The organism is Paractinoplanes atraurantiacus (assembly GCF_900215205.1).
Lineage (GTDB): Bacteria > Actinomycetota > Actinomycetes > Mycobacteriales > Micromonosporaceae > Actinoplanes > Actinoplanes atraurantiacus.
Genome location: NZ_OBDY01000035.1, coordinates 1 through 15,356 on the forward strand (window position 1 = coordinate 1; position 15,356 = coordinate 15,356).

General features: G+C 70.4%; 13 protein-coding genes. 10 read left to right on the forward strand and 3 right to left on the reverse strand.

The annotated features are described in order from the left end of the window. Positions 1–368: 368 nt before the first annotated feature. The 4 genes from CRP55_RS44680 (at position 369) to CRP55_RS44695 (ending at position 5,677) form a co-directional block, all read left to right on the forward strand. Positions 369–1,829, forward strand: a complete 1,461-nt coding sequence (locus CRP55_RS44680) for an ATP-dependent nuclease (protein ID WP_097328174.1) — start codon at positions 369–371, stop codon at positions 1,827–1,829. 120 nt (positions 1,830–1,949) lie between these two features. Then, positions 1,950–2,402: a GNAT family N-acetyltransferase gene (locus CRP55_RS44685; protein ID WP_097328175.1), complete on the forward strand. Its 453-nt coding sequence runs from the start codon at positions 1,950–1,952 to the stop codon at positions 2,400–2,402. A 35-nt stretch (positions 2,403–2,437) separates the two neighbouring features. Then, positions 2,438–5,143, forward strand: coding sequence for a cation-translocating P-type ATPase (locus CRP55_RS44690; protein ID WP_097328176.1), 2,706 nt, complete (start codon positions 2,438–2,440; stop codon positions 5,141–5,143). Positions 5,144–5,341: 198 nt separating this feature from the next. Further along, entirely contained in the window at positions 5,342–5,677 is a 336-nt protein-coding gene (locus tag CRP55_RS44695) for an immunity protein CdiI family protein (RefSeq protein ID WP_097328177.1), read from the forward strand. Positions 5,678–5,701: 24 nt separating this feature from the next. Here CRP55_RS44695 and CRP55_RS44700 read toward each other — a convergent pair whose 3' ends face one another. Then, on the reverse strand, positions 5,702–6,928 hold the full coding sequence (locus CRP55_RS44700) for a cation:proton antiporter domain-containing protein (protein ID WP_097328252.1): 1,227 nt from the start codon (positions 6,926–6,928) through the stop codon (positions 5,702–5,704). Between the two features lie 104 nt (positions 6,929–7,032). On the opposite strand from CRP55_RS44700, the gene ppk2 reads away from it, so the two are divergent. The 4 genes from ppk2 to CRP55_RS44720 all read left to right on the forward strand — a co-directional run bounded on the left by ppk2 (position 7,033) and on the right by CRP55_RS44720 (position 12,808). After that, positions 7,033–7,809: a polyphosphate kinase 2 gene (gene ppk2 / locus CRP55_RS44705; RefSeq protein WP_245923755.1), complete on the forward strand. Its 777-nt coding sequence runs from the start codon at positions 7,033–7,035 to the stop codon at positions 7,807–7,809. A gap of 185 nt (positions 7,810–7,994) precedes the next feature. Then, on the forward strand, positions 7,995–8,855 hold the full coding sequence (locus CRP55_RS44710; protein WP_097328179.1) for a sulfotransferase domain-containing protein: 861 nt from the start codon (positions 7,995–7,997) through the stop codon (positions 8,853–8,855). 28 nt (positions 8,856–8,883) lie between these two features. Beyond that, positions 8,884–10,017, forward strand: a complete 1,134-nt coding sequence (locus CRP55_RS44715) for a molybdopterin molybdotransferase MoeA (RefSeq protein WP_097328180.1) — start codon at positions 8,884–8,886, stop codon at positions 10,015–10,017. A gap of 25 nt (positions 10,018–10,042) precedes the next feature. Further along, positions 10,043–12,808: a helix-turn-helix transcriptional regulator gene (locus tag CRP55_RS44720; protein ID WP_097328181.1), complete on the forward strand. Its 2,766-nt coding sequence runs from the start codon at positions 10,043–10,045 to the stop codon at positions 12,806–12,808. Here the strand turns inward: CRP55_RS44720 and CRP55_RS44725 are convergent. Continuing rightward, positions 12,798–13,397 (reverse strand): sigma factor, encoded by a 600-nt coding sequence (locus CRP55_RS44725; protein WP_218855007.1) that lies wholly within the window; start codon positions 13,395–13,397, stop codon positions 12,798–12,800. The genes CRP55_RS44720 and CRP55_RS44725 overlap by 11 nt on opposite strands. A 64-nt stretch (positions 13,398–13,461) precedes the next feature. On the opposite strand from CRP55_RS44725, the gene CRP55_RS52535 reads away from it, so the two are divergent. Together CRP55_RS52535 and CRP55_RS44730 are read left to right on the forward strand one after the other, a co-directional pair. Next, entirely contained in the window at positions 13,462–13,791 is a 330-nt protein-coding gene (locus tag CRP55_RS52535; protein ID WP_143235378.1) for a hypothetical protein, read from the forward strand. After that, a complete protein-coding gene (locus tag CRP55_RS44730) occupies positions 13,754–14,290 on the forward strand; it encodes a sigma-70 family RNA polymerase sigma factor (protein ID WP_245923756.1) in 537 nt (178 codons plus the stop codon). Before CRP55_RS52535 ends, CRP55_RS44730 begins: the two co-directional genes overlap by 38 nt. Positions 14,291–14,296: 6 nt before the next feature. Here the strand turns inward: CRP55_RS44730 and CRP55_RS44735 are convergent, their stop codons facing one another. Then, positions 14,297–15,355 carry an ABC transporter substrate-binding protein gene (locus tag CRP55_RS44735; RefSeq protein WP_097328183.1) on the reverse strand — a complete coding sequence of 353 codons (1,059 nt, stop codon included), beginning with the start codon at positions 15,353–15,355 and terminating at the stop codon, positions 14,297–14,299. Between the last annotated feature and the right edge of the window lies 1 nt (position 15,356).

Consider the following 15,356-nt stretch of genomic DNA (forward strand, 5'->3'; position numbering starts at 1 on the left):
GTCAGGCAACCTGTCCCGCGCCGCCTTGACCACCCTCGTCGCCCCAGCCACGACCAGAGATCATAGACAACATTGGACTAAAGAAGCGCCATTGGCCTCAAGCGCGGTTCATCCTCTGGACACGAACCCACCGAGAACCTGCCGCTCATCATTTTCCACGACCGCGCGACAGCCAGGGTCGCAGATGTATCATCGGTCGTCCTTCGCGATCTGACCGGCTCGATGACTCTCTACCGGATAGTCGGGCCACAGCTGAATTTTCTTCAACCCCTAGCGGAGGCATGGGACAACCTGGAAAAAGCCGCGGACACCGAGCGCGCATTGACCAACTTCGCAACAGATGCACACTGGGGTGAATCCGGGTGGCTATGAGACTTGCCGAGAGAGCGGCTCGCCTTCAGAAGCTTCGCCGACGAAACTACTCAACGACGCTGACCACCGCGAAGCTCGACGTCACCATGAACGATGGCTCCATTGCGAATCTGGAGCTCGACTTCTCCCCCGGCATGAGCATCGTCTCCGGCGGCAATGGAGCCGGCAAATCCACCCTTCTCGGCGCCATTTGGCGATGCCTGTCAGCGTCCGACCCAGAGCCTGGATCCCGTATTCCAGGGTCCCCGAAGTGGCTCCACGGCATACAAATCACCGGCCAGCACAACAGCAATGAGTGGGTCGCAACCTTTGACGCGGTCACCGGCACAAAGTCGTCGTCGCTCCTCTCGACTGTGACGTTCATAGATCCGGCCGCGGAAACCGAAGAGATTCTCCGACAGTTCCGCTTGGACCAGGCCTCCGATGTCCTGGAGGGCGTCGATCCAGCATCTTTCGATCGTGCCCAACTGGAGAGCTTGTCGTATGTACTCCGTCGCAGCTACTCCGAATTTCTCGTATACGAGGTAACGGCTTTCAGTAGCGACGACTCGGCTTTGCCCTTCTTCGAGGCCACCTCGATGGGAAAGCAGTACTCCCTACTTGAGATGGGTAGGGGTGAATTGGTCGCCGCATACCTACTGTGGCGGCTTCGAGAGCAACCAGCGGGCAGCGTGGTACTGATCGAGGAACCAGAAAGCCACCTGGCTGCCTTTTCCCAGGACAACTTGGTTGATGCCATCGTGGCGATGGCCGTAGAGCGCGACTTGTGTCTCATCGTGTCGAGCCACAGTCCCGGTTTCTTCCAAAAGTTGCCACCTGAGCACGTCATGCTGGTTTCATCACTACCCAATCCCGCTATCCGGACGAATCTGTCAGCATCCGAACTGGCCTCGCACCTGGGCGTTGCGCCTCATACAGCAGCCGTGGTCCTTGTTGAGGATCCCGTTGCAGCTGAACTCCTGCACGCCGTCCTTTCGTCCGTGGACAGGGAAGCTCTACGCCATCTCGATATTCGCCCCGTCCGCAGCGGCGAATCAGGTGTTCAGAGGATAATCAAGGATGTGAACGCCGGACTCGACGACTCCGTCGAACTACTCGGGGTGTTGGACGGTGACCAGCGTCAGCCTGGCGTAACCACCCTTCAGGGGCCCATCGGATTTTTGATCGGCAATGATCCGCCAGAAGTATTGCTCCGCGATCTGCTGACCGAGTGGCGATCGGGAAAGCACAGCGATTGGCAGCCGCGACTGCCTGGCGGCGAGGAAGCGCTGCGTATGTCGCTGGAGAGGCTCGACGGCCGCGATCTGCACGATTGGATTCAGGAATTGGCCATTGACTTTGGGGGTCTTCGCGCTGTGGTTCGAGCGGCGGTGGAGCTGGCACTTCGTATCGAGCCGTACCAGGCACAAGCACAGGACCTGGTTGCATGGATTCGACGGAGCGGCCGTCTCCGGTGACCAACCTCGTTTGGTCGTCGCGACACGGGGCGTGAGAAGCTGACACGGCAAGGCCCCGTCCCGACCCACCCTGTTTCCGAGCCGGTCGTCCTGAAACCCGTCGACCGTACGCACCGGGCCGTGCTCGGCAATCTCGGCCAACTGTTCCGGCACGATCTCTCGCAGTGGTACGGGCACCTGCCCAACGACGACGGCACCTTCAACGACCGGCAGCTCGACCGCTTCCTCACCGGCCTGGAGCCCGATCGCCACGCCTTCCTGATCACGGTCGGCGGCCGCACCGGCGGGTACGTCATGACGGCACCGGCCGAGGGTGGTGGCACCTCGATCGCCGCTTTCTTCGTGGTCAGGGCCCTCCGCCGTACGGGAGTCGGCCGATCCGCCGCAATTCAGGTCATATCCCGGTTTCCGGGCCGGTGGCGGATCGGCTTCCAGCGCTACAACCCGGGCGTCGAAGCCTTCTGGTCGGCCGTGGCCACCGAGGTCGCCGGCGACAAGTGGGAGATCACCGACGGGCCGGTCCCGGAGACCCGGCCGCCGGACACGTTCATCACCTTCATCCTCGCCGGATGAGGTAGGGGCGGTGGCCGGGCGCTCAACCTAGGGCGATGACGAGCACGATCGACCATTGGTACGACCAGCGCGCCGACGAGGTGGTCGCCGCCGTCCACAGCGACCAGGAACGCGGGCTCACCAAAGCGGAGGCCGCCGACCGGCTGGCCCGCAACGGGCCGAACACGATCGCCGCCGAGAAACCGCCCTCGATCTTCGCGGTGGCGCTGGAGCAGCTGCGCGACCCGATGAACCTCATGCTGGTCGCCGTCATCGTGGTGAGCCTGCTCATCGGCGAGGTGTCGACGGCCCTCATCGTCGGCTTCCTGATCGTGCTCAACATCGTGCTCGGGGCCCGGCAGGAGCTGGCCGCCCGGGCCAGCGTCGACGCGCTGTCGCGCATGCAGGTGCCGCAGGCCCGGGTGATCCGCGACGGCGAGGTGGCGCTGGTGCCCGCGCCCGAGGTCGTGGCCGGCGACATCGTGCAGCTGGAGGCCGGCGACCTGGTGCCCGCGGACGGGCGGATCCTGCGCTCGGCCACCTGCGAGACGCAGGAGGCGGCGCTGACCGGCGAGAGCGCGCCGGTCGCCAAGAGCGCCAGCGCGCTCGACTCGGACGACGTCGGGCTCGGCGACCAGGCGAACATGCTCTTCCAGAACACGTCGGTCACCCGCGGCACCGCGACCATGGTGGTCACCGCGACCGGCATGAACACTCAGATGGGCCAGATCGCGACGATGCTGACCGCGGTCACCCGCACCCGGTCGCCGCTGCGCAAGGAGCTCGACACGCTCACCCGGGTGCTGGGGATCATCGCGTGGACCGCCGTGGCGTTCATCGTGGTGGTCGGCTGGATCCGCGGCATGGAGATCGACGACCTGCTGCTGCTGGGCACGGCCATGGCCATCTCGGCCATCCCGACCGGCATGCCGGCCTTCGTCTCGGCGCTGCTGTCGCAGGGCGCCCAGCGCCTGGCCGCGGCCAAGGCCGTCGTGAAGAACCTGACCGACGTGGAGACGCTCGGCGCGACCAGCGCCATCAACACCGACAAGACCGGCACGCTGACGATGAACGAGATGATGGTCTCGACCGTCTACTCGGCCGGAAGCTGGTTCGGCGTCACCGGCGAGGGCTACGCCAAGACCGGCCGGCTCACCTCGGTCGCCGGGGCGCCGGTGCCCGACCTCACCCGGCTCGCGCTCGGCCTGGCCCTGGACAGCGACGCCACCGTCAGCGATCACGGCGACGTCGTCGGCGACCCGACCGAGGCGGCGCTGGTCGTTCTCGCGGCCAAGCTGGGCGTCGACGCCGAGCAGACCCGGCGCGCCTATCCGCGGCTGGCCGAGGTGCCGTTCGACTCCGACTACAAGTTCATGGCCACGTTCCACCGCGTCGAGCTCGACGGCGTCACGCAGACCATCGAGCTGGTCAAGGGCGCCCCCGACGTCGTGCTGGCCCGCTGCACCCGATCGGGCAAGGCGCTGGGACCGCAACAACCGATTGAGGAGGTACGGGCCGAGCTCGCGGCCGCCAACGAGAAGATGGCCTCGGACGGGTTGCGGGTGCTGGCCTTCGCGGCCCGGGTCGTCTCACCCTCGGAGTCGCTCGACGACCCCATGGCGCTGACCACCGACCTGGTCTTCGCCGGCATGGTCGGCATCATCGACCCGCTGCGCGCCGAGGCCCGCGACGCCGTCCAGGTCGCCCTGCACGCCGGCATCGACGTCCGCATGATCACCGGCGATCACGCGGTGACCGCCCAGGCGATCGGCCGCACCCTCGGGCTCGGCCCGGGCGCGGTCAGCGGAGCCGAGCTGGCCGCCATGCCCGAGGAGGAGCTGACCCGCCGCCTGCCCGAACTGCACGTCTTCGGCCGGGTGTCGCCCGAGGACAAGCTGCGCCTGGCCCGCTCCATGCAGGCGCAGGGCCTGATCGTGGCCATGACCGGCGACGCCGTCAACGACGCGGCCGCCCTCAAACAGGCCGACATCGGCGTCGCCATGGGCAGCGGCAGCGAGGTGACCAAACAGGCGGCCCGCATGATCCTCACCGACGACAACTTCGGCACCCTCGTACGGGCCATCGAGATCGGCCGCCGCGTCTACGACAAGATCGTGGCGTACGTCCGCTACCAGATGACCCAGCTGCTCTCGCTGGTGCTGCTCTTCGTCGCGGCCACCGCCTTCAACCTCAACGAGGGCGTCGCCCTGACCCCGTCGATGGTGCTCTACCTGCTCTTCACCTGCACCGTCCCCGGCGTGGTCATCATCGCCATGGACCCCGGCGACCCGGCGGTGATGAACCGCCCGCCGCGCGACCCCAAGATGCCGATCAGCAACCGCACGGCCGTGACGTTCTGGCTTGTGTACGCCGTGACGCTGTTCCTGGCCGCCCTGGTCCCCCTGGTCTTCGGCCCCAACGTGACGATGGCCTTCGCCGTGATGGGCTTCGGCACCGTCTTCAACGCCCTGGCCAACCGCCGCGACCCGGCCAGCGGCCTGCACCCGCCCCTGCTCAAGGCACTGGGGGTGGGTTTGATCCCGGTCGCCTTCATCGTCCTGGCCACCCGGGCCGACTTCCTGCGCAGCAGCCTGGGCTCCGAGCCCCTCGACGGCTGGCAGTGGCTGGCCTGCCTGGCCCTGGCCCTCGCGCTCCCGATCGTCATCGAGCTGAGCAAACTGATCCGCCGCTCCCGAACCCACTCCACCGAGACCGACCCCAACACAGAGGTGACCCTGGCCGCCGTCCACGTCAAGGGCTGACCGCACCAAGGGCAGCGCCCGCCCTCCCAGGGGGACACCCCCGCCTTCGAGGAACATCCTCCCGGAAAACCACATGATCGTGCGCAAGCCCTGTGGACAGCCCACGGCTGTGGACAACGTGCGCCGCCTGTCGATCCGCTTGGTAGCGTCGCGGTGGATCGTCCGCCGCCGGCGACGAGGGCCTGTCATGATCACTGGGTGGAGGAGGCGTACCGCCCTCGGGCTCTTCGGGTGATGGCCGAGTACATGAGCGACGATCCCGTCTGGGATTCGGATCCCGAGAATATGGGTCCGGTCGTTCTGAGGGATCTCGGTGTCAGCGAGCAGCTCGTCCAGCGTTTGCGGGCCTGGAACGACCGCTTCGGTGCCATCGCGCTGACGGACTTCGAGTTCGCCGGCGCCGATGAGGAGCTGAGCTGGCGGCAGGACGGACTGACTCTCGCTTACGACTTGCAGAATGAGCTGCCGGACATCGAGATCAGCTATGCCCAGGACGGGGACCCGAGGCCCGTGCGCGACCGTCGCGGGCCTTGATCGCCTTCGTGGAACCCGCGCGGATCAGGGCTGCTTGAGGTAGTGGGCGCCCAACCGGGCGGCGGGGGCTGGGCCGCTCTCCGGCGACGCCGACGCCGACGCGGGCGCGGGCGCGGGCGGAGAGCCGTATCGGGCGGCCAGCGGGCCGGCTGTCAGGCCGTGGGCTATCACGCTTATCAGGACGGTCAGGACTATCACCGCGACCGCGGCGTCCGCCGATGGGCCCAGTTCCTCGATGGCCAAAAGGGCGAAGACGATCGAGGCCAGGCCCCGTGGGCCGAACCAGCCGACGAACAGCACTGTGCGGCGGCCGAAGTGGGCGCCGATCAGGCTCAGGGCGACCGGGGCCATGCGGATCACGGTCAGGCTCAGCAGCGCGTACAGCAGCATCGCCCAGGTCCACCGTGACGGGAGCAACGGCACCGCTATCGCGCCGAAGGCCGTCCACACCAGCAGGGACGCCAGGCCGGCCGTCTGCTCCACATAGAACACCTCGCGGGGGCCGCCCCGGCCGGCGACGTGGCCGAAGGCCAGGCCCGCGGCGAACGCCGCCACGAAGCCGTTGGCGTGGGCCGCCACCGACCCGGCGTACGCCAGAAGAGCGAGCGCGAGGACGGCGGGGCCGGCGAAGCTCTCACCCGCCGTACGCAGCAATCGGCCACCCACCGCGCCGGCGGCGACCCCGATGAGTGCCCCACCGGCCAGCTGGAGGAGCGCCGTCAGCAGGGGGGCGCCGGAGGCGGCGCCGGCCAGCGCGATCACCACCACCGGGGTGACTATGCCGTCGTTGACGCCGCTCTCCACGTTGAGGATGCGGCGGATCCGGGCCGGGACCGCCGGATGGGTGATGACCACGGCGCCCAGCGCGGCGTCGGTCGGTGCGAGCGCGGCGCCGACCAGCAGGGCCAGCCACAGGTCGGGCAGGTCGAGCAGCCACCAGGCCAGGACAGTTCCGGCCACCACCGTGACCGGCAGGGCGAGGCCGAGCAGCCGCCCGTACACGCCGGCGTCGCGGCGCAGCTCGCGCGGGCCGACCCGGGAGGCGTCGGAGAACAGCACCCACACCAGCGTGGCCTCGGTCAGCACGGCGACGCCCTCGGCGTGCCGGTCGACGTCGAAGGCGAGGGCCAGCAGGACGCCGACCGCGACGAACACCATGGGCGCGGTCAGGTTGAGGCGTTCCAGGCGGGTGGAGACGACGCCCCAGGCGAAGACGGCGAGCGCGACCAGCACCACGGCTCCGACGGTCATGGCCGATCCGACCATGGCGGCGTACGGCGGGAAACCACCCCGGGCGGATGAGGGGCACGCCTGCCGGGTGGGCCATCTTTCTTGTGTACGCGAGGAGGCCCACCATGAAGCGCAAGAAGTACGACCACGAGCTGCGGCGCCTGCACGGCGAGCTGGTCGCGATGCAGGAGTGGGTGAAGGACACCGGCGCGAAGGTCTGCGTGGTGTTCGAGGGCCGGGACACGGCCGGCAAGGGCGGCATGATCAAGGCGATCACCGAGCGGGTGAGCCCGCGCGTCTTCCGCGTGGTCGCGCTGCCCGCGCCGAGCGACCGTGAGCGCTCGCAGATGTACATGCAGCGCTATGTCCCGCATCTGCCCGGCGCCGGCGATGTGGTGATCTTCGATCGCAGCTGGTACAACCGCGCGGGCGTCGAGCGGGTCATGGGTTTCTGCACCGAGGACCAGGCGGACGGGTTCCTGCGGGTCGTGCCCGGTGTGGAACAGGCCATGGTCGACTCCGGCATCATCCTGATCAAGTACTGGCTCGAGGTGACGCCGGAGGAGCAGACCCGCCGCCTGGAGAGCCGGATCAACGATCCCCGCAAGGTGTGGAAGTTGTCCGATCTGGACCTGAAGTCCTACAGCCGGTGGTACGACTACTCGCGGGCGCGTGACGAGATGTTCCGCAAGACCGACACTGCGTGGGCGCCGTGGTACGTCGTGGACAACAACGACAAGAAGAGCGGCCGGCTCAACCTGATCACGCATCTGCTCGCCACCGTGCCGTACCAGCCGCTGAAGACGTCCGACGTGACGTTGCCGCGCCGGCAGAAGGCGAACGGCTACCGCGAGCCCAGCCTTCCCGTCGTGCGCATCCCGACGCCGTTCTCGGCAGCCTGAAGAGGCCGCCTGAAGAGGCCGCCTGAAGATCTACAGGAAGCACACAGGTGCCTTTCCGCACCTCTTGGGTCGACTTTGTTGTAAAGTCCGTCTACCCAACATTTACGCAGGTCACACCGCGTATTTGAAGATCAACTTGGGTTGAAACGTCTCCCCCTGCCACCGAAAAGACAAGGGCTCAGACGATGTTCAACAGTGCTGTCCTGTTCGCCAAACACCACACGCCCAACAGCGCCCGCGTGCTCGCGCGCCGGGCCATGTTGGAGGCTCACAACACCAAACTGCGGATCACCGTGCCGGTCGTGGCGCGCTCCGAGTTCACCAATGTCTACCACTGCGCGATCCGCAAGACCGCCAGCCAATGGGTCAAGGCCGTCTTCAGCGATCCGATCGTTTTCCGGCATTCGGGCCTGCTGACGTACGACCCGCGCTACTACAACTGGAGCCACCCGAACCTGTGCCCGCCCGGCCGAGTGGCGTTGTCGCTGTTCATCGCGCGCGACCGCTACGACAAGGTCGACAAGCCGGACGACCATCGCGCCTTCTACGTGCTGCGCGACCCGCGCGACCTGGTCGTCTCCAGCTACTTCTCCAACCGCGACTCCCATTCGCCGATGGGTGACGTGCTCGAGCTGCGGCGGGAGTTGCAGGCCCGGCCCAAGAAGGAAGGCCTGATCTTCCTGATCGAGGACCTGGCGGCCAAGGGGCGGTTCGACTCGCTCAAGTCGTGGGTGAACGCCCCCGAGTCCGACGAGGTGCGCCTGTTCCGGTACGAGGACCTGACCGGCGAGCACCAGGCGGAGGAGGTCGACGCCCTGATGCGCCACTGCGGCATCCACATCCCACCGGACGACATGGCCACGCTGCTGGCCCGCTACAGCTTCTCGCGGATGAACGACCGTCAGGGCACCGGCGCGGTCTCGCACTACCGCAAGGGCGAGCCGGGCGACTGGCGCAACCACTTCGACGACGACATCCAGGAGGCCTTCGCCAAGGCCGCGGGTGACCTGGTCGAGAGGTTGGGCTACCCGGCCTACCGGCGGTAGGCGGCGCAAGTAAGGTCGGTTCGTGGGGATGGGCTGGTTCGAGGCGTACGTCATCGCCACGACCACGCCGAAGCCGCTCGCGGCCGCAAGCGTCGCGGTCGAGGCGGCGGCCGGGTGTGTTTTGGCGGCGCCGGTCGAGGCCGTGCGGCCGGTTCCGGCCTTCGACACCGCGGCCATGGACGGCTATGCGGTGGCCGGCCCGGGGCCGTGGACGGTGACCGGCCAGCTTCTCGCCGGCGTCGCGGACACCGGCCCGCTGGCGGCCGGCACCGCGGTCGAGATCGCCACGGGCGCGGTCGTTCCGGAGGGCACCGGCGCGGTTCTGCCCTACGAGGACAGCGTCCTCGGCGACGGGATCGTGTCCGGCCGTCTCGGCGCCCGCGCGCACATCCGCCGGGCCGGTGACGACGTGCGTCCCGGCGACGTGCTCGTTCCGGCCGGGCGGACCGTCAACGCCACGATCGTCGCCGCGGCCGTGCAGGCCGGTGTCGAGCGGCTGTCGGCCCATCGCCGGCCGACCGTGACGCTGCTGGTCACCGGCGACGAGGTCATCGACAGCGGCGTGCCGGGGCCGGGCCAGGTGCGGGACAGCTTCACCGGCCTGGTCACGGCCGTCTCGGTCCGGGCCGGGGCGGAGCCGGTCGTACGCCGCCACGTGCGCGACGTCGCGGCCCTGCTCGAGGCCGAGCTCGCGGACGCCCGCACCGATGTCGTCGTCGTGTCCGGCTCGTCGTCGGCCGGGGCCGCCGACCACCTGCACGGGGTGCTCGGCCGGTTGGGCGCGACCTGGCACGTGCGGGGTGTCGCCTGCCGGCCCGGGCATCCGCAGGCGCTGGCCGAGCTGCCCGACGGCCGCTGGGTGGTCAGCCTGCCCGGCAACCCGTACGCCGGGCTGGTCGCCGCCCTGACCCTGCTCGAGCCGCTGCTGACCGCGCTCGGCGGCCGCCCGCCGGTTGCGCTGCCCGAGGTCGCGGTCGGCGGCAGGGCCAAACTCATGCCCGGCGGCGTACGGATCGTGCCGGTGCACCGCGACCCCGGCTGGCGGATCGCGGCCGAGACGAGCTCGGCCGGCCTGCACGCGGCCGCGGGGGCCGACGCCCTGGCCGTACTGCCGGAGACCTGGACCGACGGCGACCCGGCGCCGATCCTCGCCGTGCCCTGACCGGTATACGCTCGGCGCCGGGGTGATGACCATGGTGGGGCTGCTCGGCCGGCAGCGGGAGGGCGAGACGCTCGACCGTCTCGTGGCGACCGTGCGGTCCGGGAGCAGCTCGGTTCTCGTGCTGCGGGGCGAGGCCGGCATCGGCAAGACCGCCCTGCTGCGGCATCTGCACGACACCGCCGGCGGCGTCCGAGTCGCCCGGGCGGCCGGCGTCGAGTCGGAGATGGAGCTGGCCTTCGGCGGCCTGCACCAGCTGTGCGCGCCCTTCCTCGACCGCCTCGACCGACTGCCGGCCCCGCAGCGCGACGCCCTGGCCACCGCGTTCGGCCTGGCCGCGGGCACGCCGCCCGACCGTTTCCTGGTCGGGCTGGCCGTGCTCAGCCTGCTGGCCGAGGTGTCGGCCGAGCGGCCGCTGATCTGCCTGGTCGACGACGCGCAGTGGCTCGACCGGGTCTCCGCGCAGACCCTCACCTTCGTCGCGCGGCGCCTGCTGGCCGAGCCGATCGGCCTGGTCCTGGCCGTCCGTTCGCACAGTGCCGACGCGTCGACCGACAAGGAACTCAGCGTCCTCCCTCAGCTGGAGGTGGGCCGGTTGAGCGACGCCGACGCCCGCGCGCTGCTCGACTCGGTCATGGGGCGGATGGACCGGCGCGTCCGCGACCGGATCGTCGCCGAGTCGCAGGGCAACCCGCTCGCCCTGCTCGAACTGCCGCGCGGCCTCACCCCGGCCGAGCTGGCCGGCGGGTTCGGCCGGCCCGACGCCCGCCCGCTGGCCGGGCAGATCGAGCAGAGCTTCCTGCGCCGGGTCGGTGCGCTGCCGCCCGAGACGCAGCGGCTGCTGCTGATCGCCGCGGCCGAGCCGGTCGGCGACGTCACCCTGCTGACCCGGGCCGCCGAGCGGCTGGGCGTCGACGTGTCGGCGGCGTCAGCGGCCGAGGCGGCCGGCCTGATCACGCTCGGCACCCGTGTGCGTTTCCACCATCCGCTGGTGCGCTCGGCCGCCTACCGGGCCGCCGAACCCCGCGACCGGCAGGCCGTGCACCGCGCGCTGGCCGAGGCCACCGATCCCGGGTCGGACCCAGACCGGCGGGCGTGGCACCGGGCGCACGCCACCGTCGGCGCCGACGAGGACGTGGCGGCCGAGCTGGAGCGCTCCGCCGGCCGGGCCCAGGCCCGGGGCGGCGTCGCGGCGGCCGCGGCGTTCCTCGCACGCTCGGCGGAGCTTTCCCCCGATGCCGTACGCCGGGGCGAACGCGCCCTCGCGGCCGCGCGGGCCACCTATCGCGCCGGCGGCTTCGACGCGGCGCTCGAGCTGCTGGACGCGGCCGAGCTGAGCCCGCTCGACGACCGCGGCCTGGCCTCGTCGCATCTGCTGCGCGGCCAGATCGTCTTCGCCTCGCGCAGCGCCGGCGCCGCCCTGCCGCTGCTGCTGGAGGCGGCCCGGCGCCTGGAGCCGATCGACCCCGGCCTGGCCCGCGAGACGTACCGGGACGCGCTCTACGCCTCGTTCACCGCGGGCCGGCTGCCCACCGGCGCCCAGGTCGCCGACGTGGCCCGGGCCGCGCTGGCCGCGCCGCCCGGCCCCGCCGCCGAGCCGCCCCTGCTGCTCGACGGCGGCGCCACCATCGTCACCGAGGGCTACGCGGCCGGAGTGCCGATGCTGCGCGACGGGCTGTCGCAGCTGGGCGTTTCGGAGCTGTCGGGCGAGGCGGCCCTGGGCTGGCTGCCGTTCGCCTGCCGGATGGCCCACAACGTCTGGGAGTTCGACAGCTGGTCGGTGCTGTCGGCCCGGCTGGTCGACATGGCGCGCGAGGTGGGCGCGCTGTCGGTGCTGCCGTCGGCGCTGCTGCTGCGGCTGTCCAACCGGGTCTTCGCCGGTGAGTTCGGCGCCGCCGAGTCGCTGGTCGCCGAGTCGGCCGCGATCGGCGAGGCGACCGGCAGCCGGTTCTTCGCCCAGTACGGTGCGCTCGTGCTCGAGCCCTGGCGCGGGCGCGAGGAAGCGACCCGCGAGGTCGTCGACGCCATCACCCGCGACCGGGCGCTGCGCGGCGAGGGCAAGGTGCTCACCGCGACCCAGTGGGCCGAGGCGGTCCTCTACAACGGCCTCGGCCGCTACGAGCAGGCGTACGCGGCCGCCGAGCGCGGCGCCGGGAACCCGCAGGAGCTGGGCCTGTCCACGTGGTCCACGGCCGAGCTGGTCGAGGCCGCGGCCCGCAGCGGCCGGCCCGACCGGGCCGCGGCCGCCGCCGGGCGCCTGGACGAACTGGCCCGCGCCGCCGGCACCGACTGGGCGCTGGGCACCTCGGCCTGCGCCCGGGCCCAGATCAGCGAGGGCACGGCGGCCGAGCAGCTCTACCGGGAGGCCATCGAGCGGCTCGGCCGCACCGAGGTCCGCGTGCTGCTGGCCCGGGCCCGGCTGCTCTACGGCGAGTGGCTGCGCCGCGAGGGCCGCCGGGTGGACGCCCGGGAACAGCTGAGCGGCGCGTTCGAGGCGCTCAGCCGGATGGGTGCCGAGGCCTTCGCCGAGCGGGCCCGCCGCGAGCTCCAGGCCACCGGCGAGACGGTCCGCCCGCGCGCGGTCGCCCCCGTCGCGAGCGTGCTCACCGCGCAGGAGGCGCAGATCGCCCGGCTGGCCGGTGCCGGGCTGACCAACCCCGAGATCGGCGCCCAGCTGTTCCTCAGCCCGCACACCGTCGAGTGGCACCTGCGCAAGGTCTTCGCAAAGCTCGGCATCGCGTCGCGCAAGCAGATCCGGGCCAGCCTGCCCGAGGGCATGGCGGCTACCGCCTGAGGCCCGGCTCCGGTCCGCGGCCCGGCTCCGATTCGAGGCACCGCTCCAGCCCCGCGAGCTCACCCTCGGCGGCGGCCCGAAAGGCGCGCACGAGCCGCCGGTGCTCATTCGGGTCGACCGGTTGGCGTCGTTTGCCGGTGAGAGCCTGATGGCCGCGCCGGACGAGTTGGCGTGCATGGTCCTCCCCCAGACCCAGAACATGTGAGATGCGGCGGTACGAATAGTCGAATGCCTTGCGGAGCAGATAGGCCGCCCGTTCGGCGGGCGTCAATCTCTCCAGCAGCAGGCGTAACGCGGAGTCGACCGCTTGATGTCTTTCCGCGAGCGTTTCCGGGCCGGGCCCGCGCTCCACGGCTTCGGTCATCACGTACGTCTCGTAGCGCCACCGGGCCGACTGCTTGACGTTGATGGCGAGCCGGACGGCGGTCACGGCGAGGAACGCGTGCGGGTGGACCACGGCCGCCCGGTCGGTGCGCTCCCACCGCAGCCAGGTCTCCTGCACCACGTCCTCGGCCTCGGCCCGCTCGCCGATGACGTGCAGCGCCGCCGCCATCACGCGCGGGCGCGCGGCCTCCCACTCGCCGATCACCAGTCCGCCCCCTGTCTGACTCCCGGTGATCAGCCTTCCCCGGCGACCACGGGGCACGCACCCCGTGGACACCGTGGTCGTACCCGTGGTTGTCACGGGTGCGGCTCTTTCCCAGTCGGCATTGAGAACAATAAGATTCGGTGAACCGGCCGTTCATTACCGGGTGACGATGGCGTCACCGCCCGCGTTCAAGTGGAAAAATCGCGGCGCTGATCTGCGCTTTTTCACGGCGGCCGCGCTCGCGGCGGCTTTGTTACCCGCGAGCAACCAGTGGCAATCCATTCGGAAACAAGAAACACCGCCTTATCGTCCGATCCGCAACTCTTATCGATTCGATTTGTGCGGGCGGTTTTCTCGTGAACACCGAAACAATGGCGGGCCCTCGATTCCGTGATGCCGAGGCCCGGATGGTCGCCCTGCACGCCGCGCACTCCCGGCCGCTGCTGAGCTTTCTGCTCAACCTGTGCAACGGCGAGCGGCACGCCGCCGAGGATCTCCTCCAGGAGACGATGATCCGGGCCTGGCGCAACCTCGACACCGTGCCCACCGAGCACGAGAACGCCCGGCGCTGGCTGTTCACGGTGGCCCGGCGGGTGGCGATCGACGCGGTCCGGATGCGCAAGGCCCGGCCGGCCGAGACCGGCAGCCTGGACATGAGCCGCCTGCCGATCGGCGACGACACCACCGAGACCGTGGTGGCGGCGGACACGCTGCGGCGGGCCGTGGACGGGCTCAGCGACGCGCACCGGACGATCCTGGCCGAGCTCTACATCGAGGGCCGGTCGACGAAGGAGACGGCGAACCGGCTCGGCGTGCCGGTCGGCACCGTCAAGTCCCGGGCGCACTACGCCCTGCGTACGCTCAAGGACGCCCTTCTCCGGGTCTCAGGGTGATGGGTTTCAGGGTGACGTGAGAACCCAGCGCCCGTGGGAGAAGGTGAGGATGCCGAGGGCCTCGCTCCGCAGGCCGGAGTGGTCCTCGGCGCTGAACCGCAGCGGGCCGTTGATCCCGTCGAGCCGGGCGTTCTCGATGGCCGCCCGCAGCCGCTCCCGATCGGTGCCGCCGGTGGTGACGACCGCGCCGGCGATCAGCTGCAGGGCGTCGGCCGCGAACGCGGCGAAGCCGGAGTACGCCCCGTCGGCGCCGGCCAGCGACTTCGGGAAGGCCAGGTGCACGCCCTCGGCGGTCACGTCCGGACCGGCGCCAGCGCCCAGGTAGATCTCGCCGTCGTAGCGGGCCGCGCGCAACTCCCGTACCACGATCGGCGCCGCCGGCGAGACCGCCCAGACCACCACCGCCCGCGGCCGGGCCGCGACGATCTTCGAGACCTGGATGGTCATGTCGGCGTCGGCCTGGCCGAACTGCTCGGTCTCGGCCACGTCGATGCCGGCCGCCCGGGCCCGGCGGGTGAACTCCTGCCGGCCCTCCTGGCCGTAGACGTTGCTGACCGCGACGACGCCGACCCGGGTGACGCCGCGGCGCACGAGCTCGTCGGTGATCAGCTGGGCGTCCTGGCCCGGCGTCTGGGTGGTCTTGAAGATGTACCGGCGGTCGCGCACCGGGCTGGTGACCGCGCCGGCCGCGGCGAGCGAGACCGTGGGCACCCGGTTGTCGGTGATCGCGGGGACGGCGGCCAGCGTGCACTGGCTGCACCCGCCGGTGATGATCGCGTCGGCGTGGTCGTCCTTGATCAGGTCGTTGATGTTGGCGACCGAGGTGTTGTTGTCCGTGCGGTTGTCCTTGACGACCAGTTCGAGCCGGCGTCCGCCGAGCACGCCGCTCGCGTTGAGCTGCTTCGCCTTGAGCTCGAGCGCGTGGCGCGACGCGGTGCCGATGGAGGCGGTGGGCCCGGACAGTTCGAGGCTCACGCCGACGACGATCTCGTCGGCGGCCTTGGCGGGTGCCGCGCAGCCGGCCAGCGTCACGGCCAGCACGGCGAGGGCGATGAAGCTTCGCAAA

Excerpts from the sequence above, each read along its gene's own strand:
- CRP55_RS44680 (WP_097328174.1), top strand. The coding sequence starts at position 369 with ATGAGACTTGCCGAGAGAGCGGCTCGCCTTCAGAAGCTTCGCCGACGA.
- CRP55_RS44690 (WP_097328176.1), top strand. The coding sequence starts at position 2,438 with ATGACGAGCACGATCGACCATTGGTACGACCAGCGCGCCGACGAGGTG.
- CRP55_RS44700 (WP_097328252.1), bottom strand. The coding sequence starts at position 6,928 with ATGACCGTCGGAGCCGTGGTGCTGGTCGCGCTCGCCGTCTTCGCCTGG.
- ppk2 (WP_245923755.1), top strand. The coding sequence starts at position 7,033 with ATGAAGCGCAAGAAGTACGACCACGAGCTGCGGCGCCTGCACGGCGAG.
- CRP55_RS44710 (WP_097328179.1), top strand. The coding sequence starts at position 7,995 with ATGTTCAACAGTGCTGTCCTGTTCGCCAAACACCACACGCCCAACAGC.
- CRP55_RS44715 (WP_097328180.1), top strand. The coding sequence starts at position 8,884 with ATGGGCTGGTTCGAGGCGTACGTCATCGCCACGACCACGCCGAAGCCG.
- CRP55_RS44720 (WP_097328181.1), top strand. The coding sequence starts at position 10,043 with ATGACCATGGTGGGGCTGCTCGGCCGGCAGCGGGAGGGCGAGACGCTC.